General features: G+C 49.0%; 17 protein-coding genes, 2 rRNA genes and 1 riboswitch (1 of these 20 cut by a window edge). Of the genes, 2 read left to right on the top strand and 17 right to left on the bottom strand.

The features are described 5' to 3' along the window. Window position 1: 1 nt before the first annotated feature. The gene (locus N288_RS01660; protein WP_022543258.1) at window positions 2-1,747 is read right to left on the bottom strand and encodes an adenine deaminase C-terminal domain-containing protein; all 1,746 of its coding nucleotides are present in this window, start codon (window positions 1,745-1,747) and stop codon (window positions 2-4) included. A 185-nt stretch (window positions 1,748-1,932) separates the two neighbouring features. Here N288_RS01660 and N288_RS24480 point away from each other — a divergent pair, with 185 nt between their 5' ends. Next, complete coding sequence (locus tag N288_RS24480; protein WP_009792556.1) at window positions 1,933-2,283, top strand: YgaP family membrane protein; 351 nt, start codon at window positions 1,933-1,935, stop codon at window positions 2,281-2,283. A gap of 69 nt (window positions 2,284-2,352) precedes the next feature. Continuing rightward, window positions 2,353-2,466, top strand: a complete 114-nt coding sequence (locus N288_RS25760; RefSeq protein ID WP_323131897.1) for an EYxxD motif small membrane protein — start codon at window positions 2,353-2,355, stop codon at window positions 2,464-2,466. On the opposite strand, the gene purD is transcribed toward N288_RS25760, so the two are convergent. The 16 genes from purD to N288_RS01575 form a co-directional block, all read right to left on the bottom strand. Further along, complete coding sequence (gene purD / locus N288_RS01650) at window positions 2,432-3,715, bottom strand: phosphoribosylamine--glycine ligase (protein WP_009792558.1); 1,284 nt, start codon at window positions 3,713-3,715, stop codon at window positions 2,432-2,434. The two genes, N288_RS25760 and purD, sit on opposite strands and share 35 nt — an antisense overlap. A gap of 18 nt (window positions 3,716-3,733) precedes the next feature. Next, complete coding sequence (gene purH / locus N288_RS01645) at window positions 3,734-5,269, bottom strand: bifunctional phosphoribosylaminoimidazolecarboxamide formyltransferase/IMP cyclohydrolase (RefSeq protein ID WP_009792559.1); 1,536 nt, start codon at window positions 5,267-5,269, stop codon at window positions 3,734-3,736. Window positions 5,270-5,294: 25 nt separating this feature from the next. Beyond that, window positions 5,295-5,888, bottom strand: coding sequence for a phosphoribosylglycinamide formyltransferase (gene purN, locus N288_RS01640; protein ID WP_009792560.1), 594 nt, complete (start codon window positions 5,886-5,888; stop codon window positions 5,295-5,297). A gap of 20 nt (window positions 5,889-5,908) precedes the next feature. Next, entirely contained in the window at window positions 5,909-6,937 is a 1,029-nt protein-coding gene (gene purM, locus N288_RS01635; protein WP_022543256.1) for a phosphoribosylformylglycinamidine cyclo-ligase, read from the bottom strand. A gap of 61 nt (window positions 6,938-6,998) precedes the next feature. Beyond that, window positions 6,999-8,411, bottom strand: coding sequence for an amidophosphoribosyltransferase (gene purF / locus N288_RS01630; protein ID WP_009792564.1), 1,413 nt, complete (start codon window positions 8,409-8,411; stop codon window positions 6,999-7,001). Continuing rightward, the gene (purL, locus tag N288_RS01625) at window positions 8,396-10,612 is read right to left on the bottom strand and encodes a phosphoribosylformylglycinamidine synthase subunit PurL (RefSeq protein WP_009792565.1); all 2,217 of its coding nucleotides are present in this window, start codon (window positions 10,610-10,612) and stop codon (window positions 8,396-8,398) included. The genes purF and purL overlap by 16 nt, the downstream gene beginning before the upstream one ends. After that, on the bottom strand, window positions 10,596-11,282 hold the full coding sequence (gene purQ / locus N288_RS01620) for a phosphoribosylformylglycinamidine synthase subunit PurQ (protein ID WP_009792566.1): 687 nt from the start codon (window positions 11,280-11,282) through the stop codon (window positions 10,596-10,598). The genes purL and purQ overlap by 17 nt, the downstream gene beginning before the upstream one ends. Next, window positions 11,279-11,533 (bottom strand): phosphoribosylformylglycinamidine synthase subunit PurS, encoded by a 255-nt coding sequence (purS, locus tag N288_RS01615; protein ID WP_009792567.1) that lies wholly within the window; start codon window positions 11,531-11,533, stop codon window positions 11,279-11,281. The genes purQ and purS overlap by 4 nt, the downstream gene beginning before the upstream one ends. Next, the gene (gene purC / locus N288_RS01610) at window positions 11,526-12,245 is read right to left on the bottom strand and encodes a phosphoribosylaminoimidazolesuccinocarboxamide synthase (protein ID WP_009792568.1); all 720 of its coding nucleotides are present in this window, start codon (window positions 12,243-12,245) and stop codon (window positions 11,526-11,528) included. Before purC ends, purS begins: the two co-directional genes overlap by 8 nt. 66 nt (window positions 12,246-12,311) lie before the next feature. Continuing rightward, window positions 12,312-13,604 carry an adenylosuccinate lyase gene (gene purB / locus N288_RS01605; protein ID WP_009792569.1) on the bottom strand — a complete coding sequence of 431 codons (1,293 nt, stop codon included), beginning with the start codon at window positions 13,602-13,604 and terminating at the stop codon, window positions 12,312-12,314. After that, window positions 13,601-14,761: a 5-(carboxyamino)imidazole ribonucleotide synthase gene (gene purK, locus N288_RS01600; protein ID WP_009792570.1), complete on the bottom strand. Its 1,161-nt coding sequence runs from the start codon at window positions 14,759-14,761 to the stop codon at window positions 13,601-13,603. The genes purB and purK overlap by 4 nt, the downstream gene beginning before the upstream one ends. After that, entirely contained in the window at window positions 14,748-15,230 is a 483-nt protein-coding gene (gene purE, locus N288_RS01595) for a 5-(carboxyamino)imidazole ribonucleotide mutase (protein WP_009792571.1), read from the bottom strand. Before purE ends, purK begins: the two co-directional genes overlap by 14 nt. Before the next feature lie 146 nt (window positions 15,231-15,376). Next, window positions 15,377-15,478: riboswitch (purine riboswitch) on the bottom strand. A gap of 106 nt (window positions 15,479-15,584) precedes the next feature. Next, window positions 15,585-15,788, bottom strand: a complete 204-nt coding sequence (locus tag N288_RS01590) for an NETI motif-containing protein (RefSeq protein ID WP_009792572.1) — start codon at window positions 15,786-15,788, stop codon at window positions 15,585-15,587. After that, window positions 15,785-16,306, bottom strand: a complete 522-nt coding sequence (locus N288_RS01585) for a DUF2179 domain-containing protein (protein WP_165352696.1) — start codon at window positions 16,304-16,306, stop codon at window positions 15,785-15,787. The genes N288_RS01590 and N288_RS01585 overlap by 4 nt, the downstream gene beginning before the upstream one ends. Before the next feature lie 647 nt (window positions 16,307-16,953). After that, window positions 16,954-17,070, bottom strand: a 5S ribosomal RNA gene (gene rrf, locus N288_RS01580). A gap of 69 nt (window positions 17,071-17,139) precedes the next feature. Further along, a 23S ribosomal RNA gene (locus tag N288_RS01575) occupies window positions 17,140-17,174 on the bottom strand; it runs 2,909 nt beyond the window's last position.

Below are 17,174 nucleotides of genomic sequence, written 5' to 3'. Positions count from 1 at the left end.
TTTAACGCATTATCGTTGGAAAGAGTACCGTTTTATTCATGACATCATACATTCCATGCTGAGTGATCCGGATGTACGGAAGATGGGTCGATGAGAAAAAGAGGAGCGAATAGATCGGGTCCTCGAATCTGTACCCTTTTTCTTCGAGCAGCCTCAGCAGCTTCTTTTCATCCTCTATCAAGTCTGGAACGGCCTTTGCGGACATCCCTCCATTCAGCGGGAGCTCGACCTCGCATTCAATCGTTCCATTTCCGGCAATCGCAATCCCTCCGCCGAGCATTTTGATCCGTTCAAAGGCTGTCAGCATATCCTGTTTGTTCTTCCCGATCAGGATGATATCCCCGGTATTGGAGAACGAGCTCGCCATGCCCCCAATCCTGCTGGCAAAGCCCTTCAGCATGGTGTTGATCCGCCATTTGCCCTTCCTGTCAACAAGCATGAAGAAGCATTCATCATGATCTTCTGACAGCTCTTCATAGGAAACATCAATGGAGATGGAATACGGTTTTGTAATCACTGCGTTTTCCATTTTGATCCCAAACGGCATGGAGAATTGCATATCATCACCCGTCAGGCTCCAGTCAATGTCCAGCTTTTCAAAGCCATGTTCCTCCCAGGTATTCCAGCCGTAAGCACCTTCCACTTCTTTGCCGTCCTTTTTGACCCATTTGCCTTTCGCCAGGACAGAAACCGGTGTGGGGTTTCTTTCATCTTCAAGGAAGTTGATGTTGGCAATTCTGCCTGTCGTGATATTGCCATGAAGATAGTCGATGTTATAATGGCGGGCGGGATTGATCGTCCCCATATTATAAGCGTCTATTACAGGCACCCCTTTTTCGATGGCAATCCTGATCATATGATCAATCATGCCTTGCTCGTAAAAGGAAGCGGACGAACCATCCGTCGTAAAAATAAACCGGTCATACATATTGATTCCCAGCTCATGAATTTCTTCCAGCAGCTTAGGCAGGTCCGGCCTGATGGAGGAATGGCGAAGGGATACCGTATATCCATGCATGAGCCGGTCATAAGCCTCTTTTCCTGTCATCGCTTCATGGTCGCAGTCTGCGCCAAAGAGCATCATCTTCGCCAGTGTTTTTTCCGATGCACCCGGGAAATGCCCTTCAATCTGCTTGCGCATCCGTTTAGCTTCCTGTATCCAGTGAAGCATCATATCATCGCCGTCCAAAAGCCGCGGCCACCCTGTGAGTTCCCCGCCCTGCAGGACGGCGTCATGTTCAAGCCAGGATTTGATGTTTCCATGGGAGAAGGCCTGTTCTTCATTTTGAATCTCTGTCTGAGCATCAAACCGGCACCACCAATACATCGTAGAAGGAATATTGCGCATCTCCCTCAATAAAGAAAACGCTTTCTTTTTATCCATCTGCAAAACAAGCGACATATTATCATTGATGAGTGTCGTTGTGCCGAGTTGTGATGCATAGGCCGCCAGAGAATGGGGATTATAAAGTTGAAATGGATGGGCATGGGGCTCAATATAGCCTGGAACAAGCCATTCGCCATGACAGTCCCTGATTTCACAGCCGTCTGTCCGTGCGGGAAGCTTCTCTCCGACATAGACAATCCGGTCGTCATAGATCCAGATATTGGCGGTAATCCATTTATTCAGTACTTGGTTTAAGTATGTGGCATTTTTCAAAAGCATAGTCGGGGCAAGCTTTCCATCCAGAACGGAGACCTGTTCCCTAATTTGTTTGTTTTTCCACCGATACCGCTGTTCGAGCAACAATGTCCCCTCCGTTTACGATGCCGCTGAGACGGCTTAGTTATATTTTAAAAAGATCTTAAAAGATCAGATTCTAAAAAAGAAAGCCCTTTCAGAGCTGTTCTATCTATACTAACATATTTCACTGTTTAACGCATTAAAGAATTGTAAAGAAATTGAAAATTTTGTGAAGGAGTGCAGAAGTCATGAAGATCAAGCAGAACATCGGCATCTTGAATGCTCTTATCCGCATCACCATCGGTCTTACCGTCCTTTCCTGGAGCACCGCGAAGCTGGTAAAAATGCCTTGGCGTGATTCTTATTTGGTAATGGCTATGCTTGGGGCCATGAAGGTGGCAGAAGGGATTGTCCGCTATTGTCCGGTGACAGCCATGCTTGACCGCGGACAGGATATGATGAATGAAAGCGGCAGCCGGAAAGATCATTCTGAACAGAAGCATCATGAACACCAGGCTGGCGGGAGCAAACAGGACCTGAACGATCAGGATCTGGCCATGCTTGAAAAGACCCTGATGCAGAATAACACGCTTAAATGAGAAAAAAGAAAGCGGCGGACACCTGTATAAAGGTGCCTGCCGCTTTTGAATCTTAAGGAGATGATATGAATGTTTCTTGAGTATGTTACCGATATGTCGTTTGTGCTGATCATCCTGATCGGCAGCATCGTCGCAATTCTTTACGCTTTTATAAGGAAGTCCGGGAAGAAAGGCGCGCGATAGCCCTGCCGCCTATATCCCTGCGGTAGAAAACACCGTCGCACTGAAGCTTTTCAAGCCCGGCATAGACTTTTTCCTGCGCCTCTGAAAGGCTTTCGGCCCTGGCGCCGGCGAGAAGCACCCGTCCTCCATCAGTCACAAACTCACCGTCTTCATTCTGTTTTGTGCCGGCATGGAAGACAAACAAGGAAGAATCCAGCTCACTGAGCCCTTTCAGCACGTCTCCCTTTCCGTAAGACTCCGGATAGCCTTTGGAAGCAGCGACGACACCAAGCACAAATTGGGAATCCCAATCTATTTCCGGCTTCCCGCCATCAATCACAGCCAGCATGGCTTCAGCCAGGTCCGACTTCATCCTGGGAAGCACTGCCTGGGTTTCCGGATCACCGAAGCGCGCGTTGAATTCGATGACCTTCGGGCCCTGCCCTGTATTGATCAGGCCTGCATACAGCACGCCGCAGAAGCTTCGGCCTTCGAGCTCCATCGCCTTTGCCGCCGGCTCAAGGATTGTCCGTACGGCCTCCTCCACCACAGCATCGCCAATGTGAGGGACTGGTGAATAGGCACCCATCCCGCCTGTGTTCGGCCCAAGGTCACCATCATATGCCCGCTTATGGTCCTGGGCAATTTCAAGCGGCACCACCGTGCTTCCGTTGACAAAAGCCATCAGGGAGAATTCCTCCCCTTCAAGGAATTCTTCAATGACTACCTTCGCCGAGGCTTCCCCGAACCGGGCACCTACCATCATTTCTTCCAGCGCCTGCTGGGCTTCATCGAGGGTGATGGCGACCGTGACTCCTTTGCCTGCCGCAAGCCCATCAGCTTTAATCACGATGGGAGCCCCTTTTTCAATAAGATAGCTCCTGGCTTTTTCATAATCAGTGAATGCCCGATACTCTGCAGTAGGGATATCGTATTTCTCCATCAGCTCTTTGGCGAAGGACTTGCTTCCTTCAATGACAGCTGCCTCTTTTTTCGGGCCGAATACCTTCATTCCCAGACTGCCAAGGAAATCTGCCAGCCCTGCCTGAAGCGGTGCCTCCGGACCGATGACTGTCAGTCCGATTTCATTTTCCTTTGCAAAGGCTGCTATCTCCGGAAAATTCATTTCATCTATCGGAACCTGAATGGCACAATCGGCCATTCCGTGATTCCCTGGTGCTGCATACACTTGATCCACAGACGGGCTTTCGCTCATTTTCCGGCAGATGCTGTGCTCCCTGCCGCCGCGCCCGATGACTAATACGTTCACCATCCATCAGCTCCCTGATTAATGTTTGAAATGCCTTACTCCTGTTAATACCATCGCAATCCCATATTCGTCTGCCTTTTTCACAGAATCCTGATCCTTGATAGAGCCGCCAGGCTGGATGATGGCAGTGATGCCTGCCTTGGCTGCCGCTTCAACAGTATCATCCATAGGGAAAAACGCATCAGAAGCGAGCACTGCTCCTTCTGCACGGTGACCTGCTTGCTCCAGAGCGATTTTGGCCGCTCCGACACGATTCATCTGTCCAGCTCCGACGCCTAAAGTCATCTCTTTGTTATTTACGACAATCGCATTGGACTTCACATGCTTAACAACCTTCCAGCCAAGCTTTAACGCCGCCCATTCTTCCTCTGTCGGCTCTCTCCTGGTTGCAACAGTAACGGTGGCATCCTCCAGGGAATAGCGGTCATATTCCTGAACGAGAAGTCCCCCTTCTATGCTGGTCAGCCTTGCCTCTTCCTTTTTTTCCACGTCAAAGGGGATGGTCAGGAGGCGGATATTCTTTTTGCCTGTCAATATTTCAAGCGCCTCTTCCGAATAGGACGGAGCAATGACAATTTCAAGGAAAATTTCATGGAGCTTCTTTGCAGTTTCAGCATCCACTTCCCGGTTCAGCGCAATGATACCCCCAAAGATGGAAACAGGATCTGCTTCAAATGCTTTTGTAAATGCATCATAAGTATCTTTGCCCGTTCCGACGCCGCAAGGATTCATATGCTTCACAGCAACAGCAGCCGGATCCTTGAATTCCCTGACGATCTGCAGTGCAGCTTCTGCATCATTGATATTGTTGTAGGAAAGCTCTTTCCCATGAAGCTGCTCTGCATTGGCAATTGAAAATTCAGAGCCGAGGGGCTTCCGGTAAAAAGCAGCCTTCTGATGAGGATTCTCGCCATAGCGCAGCGTTTGTTTCAATTCGTATGTAACAGTCATTTTTTCCGGATTCTCTTCACCTGCAAGCTTAGTCATATATTCAGCAATCAGACTGTCATAGGAAGCTGTATGGCGGAAGACCTTCGCTGCAAGCCTGCGGCGTGTTGCGGGCTGGGTTTCACCGTTTTCATTGAGTTCCGAAAGGACGGTTCCATAGTCTGAGGGATCGATGACCACTGTGACATATTGGTGATTTTTTGCAGATGCGCGCAGCATGGCAGGTCCGCCGATATCAATGTTTTCAATCGCATCCTCGACTGATGCATCGCTCTTGGCGATAGTCTGCTGGAAAGGATACAGATTAACACAGACGATGCTGATCGGATCAATTCCATGCTCCTCCATCTGGGCATGATGCCCGGGCTGATCGAATTTTGCCAAAAGGCCCCCATGAATCATCGGATTCAAAGTCTTAACGCGGCCTTCAAGAATTTCCGGGAATCCGGTGACGTCGCTTACCCCGATTACATCAACGCCGCTTTCCTGGAGTGCTTTCTTTGTGCCGCCCGTTGATATGATCTCATAGCCAAGACTGGCGAGCTCCTTGGCAAAATCGACAATTCCGTTTTTGTCTGACACACTGATTAACGCTCGCTTTTTCAATTTGAATTCCTCCTGTTGACTGTCCTTATTTACTGCTGCTGATCCTTGCTGCATCTTCTGCAAATATCTTTTTCAAAGTAGCAGGATACAATCTGTGTTCGATCCGGTGAATTTTTTCCTGCAGGCTCTCCCTCGTCTCGGCTTCATCAAGCTTCACAGACTGCTGGGCAATGATCGGCCCTGTGTCCATTCCGGCATCCACATAATGAACCGTTACACCGCTCATCGGCACCCTGGCTGCGAGTGCCTGTCCGATGGCATCTTTTCCCGGAAAGGAGGGCAGAAGCGAAGGATGGATATTGACAATCCTTCCCTCATATTCGGCAAGGAGAACCTCACCGATCAGCCTCATATATCCTGCCAGAATGATGAATTCAGCTCCGCACTCCCTGAGCCTGACGAGAATTTCCTCTTCATATGCCTGCTTGCTTTCAAACTCTTTTGCACGGAAGGAAAAGCTCGGCACTCCACTTGCTTCTGCCCTCTCCAGGCAATAAGCTCCCGGCCTGTCAGAAACCAAAAGCCGGATATCCGCATCCAGTCCGCCGCTTTTTACAGCATCTATTATAGCCTGAAAGTTGGTTCCGCTTCCGGAAGCAAATACTGCTATCTTTTTCATGGGAACCTCCGAAATCCGTTTTACACGGTAATTTGAATTCCTTCTTTCCTATTAACCGTCCCGAGTCTGTAGGCTTTTTCTCCTGAAGCATTCAGGTGGCTGATGAGCATGTCAGCCTGCTCCGGGCTGACAGCCGCGGCCATTCCCGTGCCCATATTAAAAATATTATACATTTCCATGCGATCCAGATTGCCCAGCTTTTCCATAAGAGCGAATACCGGCGGGATTTCCCTTCCGCTTTCATCAATTTCAGCTCCAAGCCCCTCTGGAAGCATTCTTGGAAGATTTTCAATGAATCCGCCGCCTGTGATATGGGCCAATCCCTTGATGTCGAATTTTTTCATCGCATCAAGCACCGGCTTCACATAAATCCGCGTCGGCTTCAGAAGCTCCTCGCCCAATGTGCAGCCAAGTTCCTCCTGATAACTGTCCAGCATCAGGCCGGCATCCTCCAGCAGGATCTTTCTGACAAGAGAATACCCATTGCTGTGGATCCCGTTCGATGCAAGGCCGACAAGTACATCGCCTTCCTTGATCGTGCTCCCGTCAATCAGCGCTGACTTCTCACATGCCCCTGCTGCAAAACCGGCCAGATCATATTCTTCCTCTTTGTACATGCCGGGCATTTCGGCTGTTTCTCCGCCAACAAGCGCACAGCCGGCCTGCTCGCAGCCGTCTGCAATGCCTTTGACGATTGCTTCAATCCTTGCCGGATCCGCTTTTCCGCATGCGATATAATCAAGGAAATACAGCGGTTCAGCGCCCTGTACGACAATATCATTCACGCACATGGCAACAGCATCCACTCCGATTGTATCATGCCGGTCCATCATGAACGCGAGCATAAGCTTTGTGCCGACCCCGTCTGTCCCTGAAACCAGCACCGGCTCCTTCAGGTTCAGGACTGACAGATCAAACATGCCGCCGAATCCGCCCAGGCCTCCCATTACGCCAGCCCTCTGCGTCCTCTGCACATGCTTTTTCATCCTGGATACCGCCTCATATCCTGCTTCTATATCGACGCCAGCCTGCTTATAGGCATTAGCCATTACAGTTCCCCCTCTATCATGATTATTTGAAAAGAAAAGCAGCATTGCTGAATGCCGCTTCTTAGACTTTTTCGTAAGGATGAATGGTAGAAGGATAGATTTCAGTCGGATAGTTCCCGGTAAAGCATGCCAGGCACTGGCCTTTCAATGCTCCCGAATCTGTCCTGCCGATTGCTTCGATCATCCCTTCCGCGCTTAAAAAGGAAAGGGTGTCTGCCCCGATGATTTCCCGAATCTCTTCAACAGAATGCTCGGAGGCAATCAATTCCTCCCGTGTCGATGTATCGATCCCGTAGAAGCAAGGGTTCTTGATCGGCGGTGAACTGATCACGACATGAACCTCAGTCGCGCCTGCTTCGCGGAGCATGGTGACGATCCTTCTGCTTGTTGTGCCGCGGACAATGGAATCATCGACCATGATGACCCTTTTGCCCTCGACAACGCCGCGCACAGGGGAGAGCTTCATCTTGACGCCCTGCTCCCTCAATGATTGGGACGGCTGGATGAATGTCCTGCCGACATATCTATTCTTGATCAGCCCCATTTCATAAGGAATCCCGGATGCTTCTGCATAGCCGATGGCAGCTGAAATGCTTGAATCAGGCACGCCTGTCACCACATCTGCTTCAAAAGGAAACTCTTCAGCCAGCTTCTTCCCAAGGTTTTTACGGGCCGTATGGACATTGATGCCGTTGATATTGCTGTCAGGCCTTGAGAAATAAACATATTCCATCGTGCACATGGCTGTCGTTGAGGCAACCGCAAACATCTCGGAACGGAAGCCTTCATCATCAATGATCAAGAGCTCGCCAGGAAGAACATCCCTGATGAATTCTGCCCCGACCACATCAAATGCACAGGTCTCGGAAGCTACCACATAGGCATCGCCAAGCTTGGCGAGCGATAGCGGCCGCATGCCATTCGGGTCAAGCGCCACCATCAATTCGGTTTCTGTCATGATCAGAAATGCATATGCGCCCTTTACCATGGAAAGGGCCGTTTTAACCCGGTCCTTTAAGGCTGAAAAACCGCCGCGCTTGATCAGATGGGCCAGCACCTCTGTATCTGAGCTGGTCTGGAAGATGCTTCCCTGTCCTTCAAGCTGATTTTTCAATGCAGTGGCATTTACCAGATTGCCATTATGAGCAAGTGCCAGGCCGCCGTTTTGTGAGTTAAACAGAAGAGGCTGGACATTTTCATATCCGCCGCCGCCTGCTGTTGCATAGCGGACATGACCGATGGCCGACTTTCCGTCCATTGCCTCCATGGCATCCTCGGTGAATATTTCCGCAACAAGTCCTTCACCTTTCAGACCCTTCAGCTTTTTCCCGTCTGTCACGACCATCCCTGTACCTTCCTGGCCGCGGTGCTGCAGGCTGTGAAGGCCGTAATAGGTGATCTGGGCGGCATTTTCATGCCCCCAGACACCAAAGATTCCGCATTCTTCGTTCAGGCCTCTTATTTCAGCAAGCATGGGATTGCTCCTTTCCAGGCTGATTTCAGAACTTCAGTTTGTTCTTTCATAACCAGACCGCTGTCAGAGTGGACTTCAAGTACAGGCTCGTCTGTCACCTCGCCGACCAGAATCGCATCAGTCATGCTTTCAAATGCCTGCTGATCTTCCTTTTTAACAGTGAGGAGGAAGCGGGACTGTGATTCACTGAATAGTGCGCTGGTCTCGTCTCCTGAAATGCGGATTAAAGCGCCAAGTCCCTCAGAGCCTATCACGCTCTCAGCAGCTGCAACTGCAAGTCCGCCTTCTGCCAGGTCATGAGCGGAAGAGACAAGCCCCGCACGGATGGCTTTTAGCACCTGCTCCTGATTCCGTGCTTCTTTTTCCAGGTCAAGCTCCGGTGCTTTTCCGAATATCTCGCCGTGAACAAGCTTTTGCAGCTCGCTGCCGCCAAACTCGGCCTTTGTTTCTCCGAGAAGATAAATTAGATCGCCAGCCTGCTTGAAGCTCTGGGTTGTAATATGGTCAACATCTTCTACAAGTCCGACCATCCCGACTACTGGTGTTGGATAGACGGCTGTACCGTTGGTTTCGTTATATAGTGACACGTTTCCGCCGATAACCGGCGTATTCAGGGCAAGGCAGGCACTGCTCATGCCGTCTGCTGCTTTTTCCAGCTGCCAGAAGATCTCAGGCTTTTCCGGATTGCCGAAGTTCAGGCAGTCTGTAATGGCAAGCGGTTCGGCACCGGATGCAATAATATTCCTTGCTGCTTCAGCCACGGCAATCTTTCCGCCTGTTTCAGGATCCAAATACAGATAACGCGAATTGCAGTCGGTTGTCATGGCAAGCGCCTTGCGCGTTCCGCGGATTCTTACGACCGCCGCATCAGAACCTGGAGAAACAACTGTGCTCGTGCGAACCATATAGTCATATTGGTCATAGACCCATTCCTTGCTTGCAATGGTAGGCTGCTGCAGCAGGCGCATCAGAGTTTCCCCTGCATTCCCTGCTGCCGGAATTTCCGTCTCCATAGCCTGGAATTCACGGAAATACTCAGGCTCGCGTGAAGGCTTGTGGTATACAGGCGCTTCCTCGGCAAGTGCATCAGCCGGAACGTCTGCCACCACTTCCCCTTTATGTAGGAGGCGCAGCATTTTATCATCTGTCACCCGGCCGATCGCCACGGCTTCAAGTTCATATTTTGAAAAAAGATCAACGATTTCCTGCTCACGCCCTTTTTGGACGACAATCAGCATACGCTCCTGTGATTCAGACAGCATCATTTCATAGGCAGTCATGCCCGTTTCCCTCTGCGGGACAAGATCAAGATTCATCTCGATGCCGGAGCCTGCTTTGCTGGCCATTTCGGCAGAAGAGCTTGTCAGCCCGGCTGCCCCCATGTCCTGGATGCCTACAAGCGCGTCGTTCTTAACCAGCTCAAGGCATGCCTCAAGCAGCAGCTTCTCCATGAACGGATCGCCGACCTGGACGGCAGGGCGCTTTTCTTCAGACTGCTCTGTCAGTTCCTCTGAAGCAAAGGTCGCGCCGTGGATACCATCGCGGCCTGTCTTTGCACCAACATACATAACCGTATTTCCGACTCCATGCGCCTGGCCTTTTTTTATATCTTTATGATCGATCAGCCCGACGCACATGGCATTGACAAGAGGGTTGCCTTCATAGGAAGCATCAAACTGCACTTCGCCCCCGACAGTCGGAATGCCGATGCAGTTTCCGTAGCCGGCAATGCCTGCCACTACTTCTTTAAAAAGGTACCGAACGCGAGGAGAATCCAGCTCTCCAAAGCGAAGAGAGTTAAGGAGAGCGATCGGTCTTGCTCCCATTGAAAATACATCCCGGATAATGCCGCCCACACCCGTTGCCGCTCCCTGGTAAGGCTCGATTGCAGATGGGTGGTTATGGCTTTCAATTTTAAATACAACTGCCTGGCCGTCTCCGATGTCAACGATGCCAGCTCCTTCCCCAGGGCCCTGCAGGACGCGCTCGCCTTTGACCGGGAATTTTTTCAGGACCGGCTTGGAATTTTTGTAACTGCAATGCTCTGACCACATGACGGAAAACAATCCGAGCTCTGTGTAATTCGGCAATCTGCCAAGGATGTCCTCAACCATTGCAAATTCCTGATCCGTCAATCCCATCTCTTTGTAGACTTTCTCTGTTACAATCTGCTGCGGGCTTGGCTCAAGCATTAACGGCATAAGATTCCCTCCATTGTTTGACGATTGATTGGAAAAGCTTCAGTCCATCGGCACCGCCCAATAGCTGGTCGACGGCCCTTTCAGGGTGCGGCATCATGCCAAGGACATTACCTTTTTCATTGATGATTCCGGCGATGTCCCCAAGGCTTCCATTCGGATTCTCGCCGCTGTATGTGAATACGATCCTATTATTATCTTTAAGTGATTTTAGTGTGGCTTCATCGCAGTAATAATTGCCTTCTCCATGTGCGATTGGGATAGTGATTTCTTCGCCCTGTTGATAGGCGGAAGAGAAGATCGTTTGATTATTCGCTACCTGCAGCTGAACGGGCCGGCACATAAATTTCAGGCTTTCATTCCTGCGCATCGCTCCTGGCAGCAGGCCGGTTTCAAGGAGTATCTGGAATCCATTGCAGACACCAAGGACCGGTTTTCCTTCCTCTGCTGCTTTGATCACGGCCTTCATCACCTTGCTGAAGCGGGCGATCGCGCCGGAACGGAGATAATCTCCATAAGAGAAACCTCCAGGCAGAAGGATCGCATCATAGTCATCAAGGCTTTCTGTATCATGCCATACGTATTCTGCCTGCTCCCCGAGCTCATCCTGGATCGCATGGAACATATCAATATCACAATTGGAGCCTGGAAAAACGATGACTGCAAACCTCACAGTGCAACACACTCCTCGATCTCGTAGCGGTAATCCTCAATCACTATATTGGCCAGCAGGCGCTCACACATTTCTTTTACAGCCGCATCGATGTCACGATCAGTCTTATCGATCGTCAGCTCCATATATTTCCCAATCCGGACGTCCTGAACTTCATTGAAGTCCAAAGAATGGAGCGACCCTTTTACAACCGTCCCCTGTGGATCCAATACACTTTCTCTTAATGTGATATACACCTTTACTTTATACATGCTGGCGTCCTCCCAATCTCGTTAAAATATTTTCATAGGCATCTGTTAAGCTTCCCAGATCACGGCGGAATACATCCTTATCAAGCTTCGCATTTGTCTCCATATCCCAAAGGCGGCAAGTATCAGGAGAGATTTCATCTGCCAGCAGAATATCGCCGGCAGCATTTTTTCCGAACTCAAGCTTAAAGTCAATGAGACGAATGCCCATTTCCTTAAAGAAGCTTGATAAAAATGCATTAACCTCAAGCGCTTTTCTCTTCAGCAGGGCAGCTTCTTCAGGAGAAGCAAGCTCAAGCTCAATCACATGATCATCAGTCATGATCGGATCGCCCAGACTGTCATCCTTCAAATAAAACTCCACAAGCGTTTTTTTCAAAAGAGCCCCTTCTTCCATTCCGAGCCTTTTTGCCATGCTTCCAGCAGCCACATTCCTTACAACCACTTCAATAGGAATAATCTCGACTTTTTGTACAAGCTGCTCAGTTGCTGAAACCTTCTCAATAAAATGAGAACTGATGCCCTTTTTATGAAGCTCTGAAAACAGCAGACTTGTAATCTCGTTATTCAAACGGCCTTTACCGGCAATCTCTGCTTTTTTCTCCCCGTTGAATGCAGTTGCAGAATCTTTATATTCAAGCCAGACAATATTTTCATCATCGGTCAGATATACCTTTTTCGCCTTGCCTTCATATAGTTGCGCTCTCTTTTCCATGGCAGAGCCTCCTTGGTAAGAATATTGGGAATCTTCCTGATAAAAGGGGACCGAAGCCCCCGGATTTTATAAGCCTAGACGGTCAAAAATAGTGTCCACATGCTTGATGTGATAGTTGTAATCGAAGCAGTCTTCAATTTCCTCAGCAGACAGCCTGGAAGAAATCGTTTCATCAGCTTCCACCAGCGATTTGAACGCTACCTGCTTCTCCCATGCCTCCATCGCCCTCGGCTGGACAACGTCATATGCCTCTTCGCGGGCCATGCCTTTATCAATTAGAGCAAGCAGCACGCGCTGAGAATAGATGAGGCCAAGGGTTCGGTCCATATTTCTCTTCATGTTCTCCGGGAACACAGTGAGATTCTTAACGATATTCCCAAATCGGTTCAGCATATAATTCAGGGCAATCGTTGCATCCGGAAGAATAATCCGCTCTGCCGAAGAGTGTGAAATATCACGCTCATGCCATAACGGCACATTTTCATAGGCAGTCAGCATATGGCCGCGGATTACGCGTGCAAGGCCTGTCATATTCTCAGATCCGATTGGATTGCGTTTATGCGGCATGGCAGAAGACCCTTTCTGCCCTTTCGCAAAGAACTCCTCCACTTCACGTGTTTCACTCTTTTGCAGTCCGCGGATTTCAACAGCAAACTTCTCGATGGAAGTCGCAATCAGCGAGATGGCGGCCATATAGTGGGCATGGCGGTCACGCTGAAGTGTCTGTGTCGAAATCGGAGCCGGCTGGAGGCCAAGTTTTTCGCATACATAGCTTTCCACAAAGGGGTTAATATTGGCGTAAGTTCCTACAGCACCGGACATCTTCCCGAATTCAACGCCGGAAGCGGCCTGCTTGAAGCGCTCCAGGTTCCGCTTCATTTCCTCATACCATAAAGCCAGCTTCAGCCCGAAAGTTGTCGGCTCTGCATGAACACCGTGCGTGCGTCCCATCATGACTGTGTATTTATGTTCTTTTGCTTTATTCTTTAAAATTTCAACGAAGTTCTCCAAGTCCTGAAGAAGGATGCTGTTAGCCTGCTTGATCAGGTAGGAAAGAGCTGTGTCCACTACATCCGTGGAAGTAAGGCCATAATGCACCCATTTCCGCTCTTCACCGAGCGTTTCTGAAACCGCACGGGTGAATGCCACTACGTCATGGCGCGTCTCCTGCTCAATTTCATTGATGCGTTCGATATCGAATGAAGCATTCTCACGGATTTTCTGCACATCTTCTTTTGGGATATCCCCGAGCTCCGCCCATGCTTCACAAGCAAGGATCTCTACTTCCAGCCAGGCCTTAAAGCGATTTTCCTCTGTCCATATCGCTCCCATTTCAGGTCTTGTATAACGTCCAATCATCGTAAAACCTCCATACCTTCTTTTGCTTTGCTCCATATTCCGCTGCGGTCTATCTCGGCAAGCGATTCTGCCGCTGTCGGCCGTAAAAGGGTTGCATGCCCCATTTTCCGCTTATGCTTAGGTTCATCCTTCCCATACAGATGGATCTTCCAATCCTTCAGGCCCGGTATCGCCCTGATCACATCTGACTGGTGCTCTCCTAATATGTTGACCATAACTGCCGGATTTAATAGCCTTGTGCTTCCAAGCGGCCAATTGCACACTGCCCTGATATGCTGCTCAAACTGCGACGTTTCACAGGCCTCGATTGTATAATGGCCTGAGTTATGCGGCCTTGGGGCCAATTCATTTATGTAAATCTCATCGCCGTCAGAGAGAAACATCTCCACTGCAAGCGTACCAACCAGCCCAAGCGCTTTGCCGATTCTTTTGGCCAAGTCCTCAGCCTTGCGTGCAGCACTCTCGCTGATATGGGCCGGTACAATGGTTTCATGCAGGATATTATCCTTATGAATATTCTCTCCTACTGGAAAAACAGCTGTCTCCCCATCAGGGTTTCTTGCAATGATCACAGAGATTTCCTTTTGAAAAGAGATCCACTTTTCCAGGACACAGATTCCTTTTTCAAGCAGCTCTGCAGCCTCAGGAATATCGTCTTTTGACCGGATCACATATTGCCCTTTGCCATCATAGCCGCCGCGTGCCGTCTTTAGTACCGCAGGAAAATCAAGCTTCTCTATATTATCATAAATATCGGCCGTCTTTTCGATGCGGGCGTAAGGCGCAACCTTTGCCCCTGCCCGTTCGATCGCTTCTTTCTCCGTCAGGCGGTCCTGCGTTATGCGGAGCAGTTCAGACCCCTGTGGAACATAGGCATGGCTGGTCAGCCAGTCAAGCGCCTCGGCATTGATATTTTCAAATTCATAAGTGATCACATCGCTCGCCTCAGCAAGCTCCTTTATACACAGCAGGTTATCGTAGCCGCCGACTATCTGCCGGTCCGCCACCTGGCCGCAGGGAGAATCCGGTGCCGGATCAAGAACGGCAATCCTGAATCCCTGAGCCTTTGCCGCCAATGCCATCATTCTCCCCAGCTGTCCGCCTCCGATGATTCCTATCGTCTGTCCAGGCAAAATGGTTTGTTTAGACAAGTTCATCACTGCTCTCCATTACTTCCTGTTTTGTGTGCAGCCTCAAGTCCTCTATCCTGCCTGCAATGTTTTGGTCAAATGCTCCCAGCATCTGTGCAGCAAGGAGGGCCGCATTGACTGCACCTGCCTTTCCGATAGCCACTGTAGCTACAGGAACACCTCCTGGCATTTGAACAATGGACAGCAGCGAATCGAGTCCATTAAGCGCCTTGGATTGGACTGGCACGCCAATGACCGGCAATGTCGTTTTCGCTGCCACCATCCCTGGCAAGTGAGCTGCCCCTCCAGCCCCCGCAATGATCACTTTTATCCCGCGGTCCCTTGCTTCTTCTGCAAACCGGAACATCAAATCCGGGGTTCGATGGGCAGAAACGACCTGCTTTTCATAAGAAATCTCAAGCTTATCCAACATGCCGCATGTGTGCTTCATCGTATCCCAGTCAGATTTGCTTCCCATAATAACAGCCACTTGCATATGCCTCTCCCCCAACAGAAAATTTAATCTTCCTCAAAATAAAAAGCCCGGACAGTTACTTTTCACTAATAGAGAAAGTAATCTGTCCGGGCTCGGATAATAAAGGAAAGCTCCTCATACACACAAGAAAGCAGACCCTTGAACCGGTCATATCATCTTTCCCTTATAGTCCGGCCATTTACGGCAGCCAGGTAGAAACTTATGGGCCATATCCCCATTATTATATAAGGGTAAATCTTTATATAAATATAATTTTAATTGTAATCTTATCTAACAACATCTTACCAACTATCCTATGGGGGTGTCAACCACTATTCGAACAATAAGGATTGAGAATAGAATAATGTTCGTGTTTCACTCTTCCTTTTTTGCTTCAAAGACTATTTGCCGTCCTGCCGGCTCATAAGTGACCGAGCCCCCGGTCTTGACTTCTTTAAATATCGGCTTCTCCGTCCTTCTTACCGGAACATAGCCTTCCTTTGCTATACGGTCCAGGCATTGGCCAATCGTCTCATTTTCAAGGACTTCAAACTGCTTCTTTTTCTTTTCCTTGCTCATGAATACAATTTTCCTTTCCTGACAGATTTCACCCAGAAGCCGCCATGGATCGTCTTAGGCTCATAGGCAATAATGAATGCTTTAGGATCAAGCTCCTTGATCGTCTGGTAAAGCTTAAGCTCATATTTCCTCGGCGTCAGGATCTGCATAGCCATCCGGTCGCCCTCCAGCCCATTGGCAGCCCAGTTCGTTACGCCATACCCTTTTTCCCTCAATACCCTGGGAACATCTTTATCATATTCTTTTGTTATTACATTAACCGTTATATATCCAAGAGCAAGCTTCTCCTCGATTTTCATACCGACAACAACGCCGATTCCGTAGCCCACAGCATATGCAATCAAATTCTGAATCTGATCCAGATTATCGAGTACAAGCCCCAGTCCGATTACATAAATGACCACTTCGATCATGCTGATAAAAGCCGCCAAATAACGCTGCCCTTTCAGCGTAAGGATCATCCTGATCGTAAAAAAGGAGACGTATACAATATTAATGACAAGTATGATGGCAACCATCACTAAACTATTTTCAAGCAAAAAATAAACCTCCTCCAAGCCTCGGCCTTAATTCAACGTAAATCCCTATTGTACAAGAGAAATCTGCATTTGCGAACCACTTAGAAAAAATAAAAGGATCTTTTTGTTATGTTAACCTATTTGGCTCATGATAAAACGCTGCTGCGGATAGCGTGGGCAGGGAAATGGAGGGAAGCTGGAGGAAGGACGCAGAGTTTTTTCCGGGGGATTAGAAGTCAGGGACTGCAGGATGGTTTCGGTTATTAAGTAAGCAGGAGGGTTAGCTGGCGGCTTTGCTGGCGGCTTTATTGGGGCTTTGCTGGGGCTTTGGCTGAGTTGGGCGGGTTAAGTGCGGTTGGTGAAATAAATGGTGAAGGTGAATTGATGTTTCTTGGACAAATGGTAAAATACCATTGGAATTCGGTAAATTACTCGGCCTATTCGGTAAATAAATAGTAAATTCGGTAGATTATTGGGAGAATTAATTAAATTCGCGATTGAATCGTCTATTCTCCCCTTCAAAAACCCTTCTCATTCGCCTACCTGGCCACTCATTTCCGCTTAAGAGCAATTTTCTTATTAAAAATCTCTCCATTTCACTAAAAAAGCATAAAAAAAGAACAGTCATGCAGACTGTTCTTCGTTTCGCCCGGCAGCGTCCTACTCTCACAGGGGGAGAGCCCCCAACTACCATCGGCGCTGAGAAGCTTAACTTCCGTGTTCGGTATGGGAACGGGTGTGACCTTCTCGCTATCGCCACCAGACTATTTAGATGAGGTTTTTGTTCCCTCAAAACTAGATAATGCAGAAGAAGAATTACAAAGCAATCAAATGTGGTTAAGTCCTCGATCTATTAGTATCTGTCAGC

Origin of the sequence: Bacillus infantis NRRL B-14911 (assembly GCF_000473245.1) — a bacterium.
GTDB classification, from domain to species: domain Bacteria; phylum Bacillota; class Bacilli; order Bacillales; family Cytobacillaceae; genus Bacillus_AB; species Bacillus_AB infantis.
This window is presented reverse-complemented; position numbering and strand designations above follow the sequence as displayed.

Coding starts and splice junctions, on each gene's coding strand:
- purE (WP_009792571.1), bottom strand. CDS start 15,230: ATGCAAGTGGCTGTTATTATGGGAAGCAAATCTGACTGGGATACGATG.
- purK (WP_009792570.1), bottom strand. CDS start 14,761: ATGAACTTGTCTAAACAAACCATTTTGCCTGGACAGACGATAGGAATC.
- purL (WP_009792565.1), bottom strand. CDS start 10,612: ATGCCGTTAATGCTTGAGCCAAGCCCGCAGCAGATTGTAACAGAGAAA.
- purS (WP_009792567.1), bottom strand. CDS start 11,533: ATGTATAAAGTAAAGGTGTATATCACATTAAGAGAAAGTGTATTGGAT.
- N288_RS25760 (WP_323131897.1), top strand. CDS start 2,353: ATGTTTCTTGAGTATGTTACCGATATGTCGTTTGTGCTGATCATCCTG.
- N288_RS01590 (WP_009792572.1), bottom strand. CDS start 15,788: ATGAGCAAGGAAAAGAAAAAGAAGCAGTTTGAAGTCCTTGAAAATGAG.
- purB (WP_009792569.1), bottom strand. CDS start 13,604: ATGATTGGACGTTATACAAGACCTGAAATGGGAGCGATATGGACAGAG.
- N288_RS01585 (WP_165352696.1), bottom strand. CDS start 16,306: ATGGTTGCCATCATACTTGTCATTAATATTGTATACGTCTCCTTTTTT.
- purM (WP_022543256.1), bottom strand. CDS start 6,937: ATGGCTAATGCCTATAAGCAGGCTGGCGTCGATATAGAAGCAGGATAT.
- purF (WP_009792564.1), bottom strand. CDS start 8,411: ATGCTTGCTGAAATAAGAGGCCTGAACGAAGAATGCGGAATCTTTGGT.
- purC (WP_009792568.1), bottom strand. CDS start 12,245: ATGGAAAAGAGAGCGCAACTATATGAAGGCAAGGCGAAAAAGGTATAT.
- purN (WP_009792560.1), bottom strand. CDS start 5,888: ATGAAAAAGATAGCAGTATTTGCTTCCGGAAGCGGAACCAACTTTCAG.
- N288_RS24480 (WP_009792556.1), top strand. CDS start 1,933: ATGAAGATCAAGCAGAACATCGGCATCTTGAATGCTCTTATCCGCATC.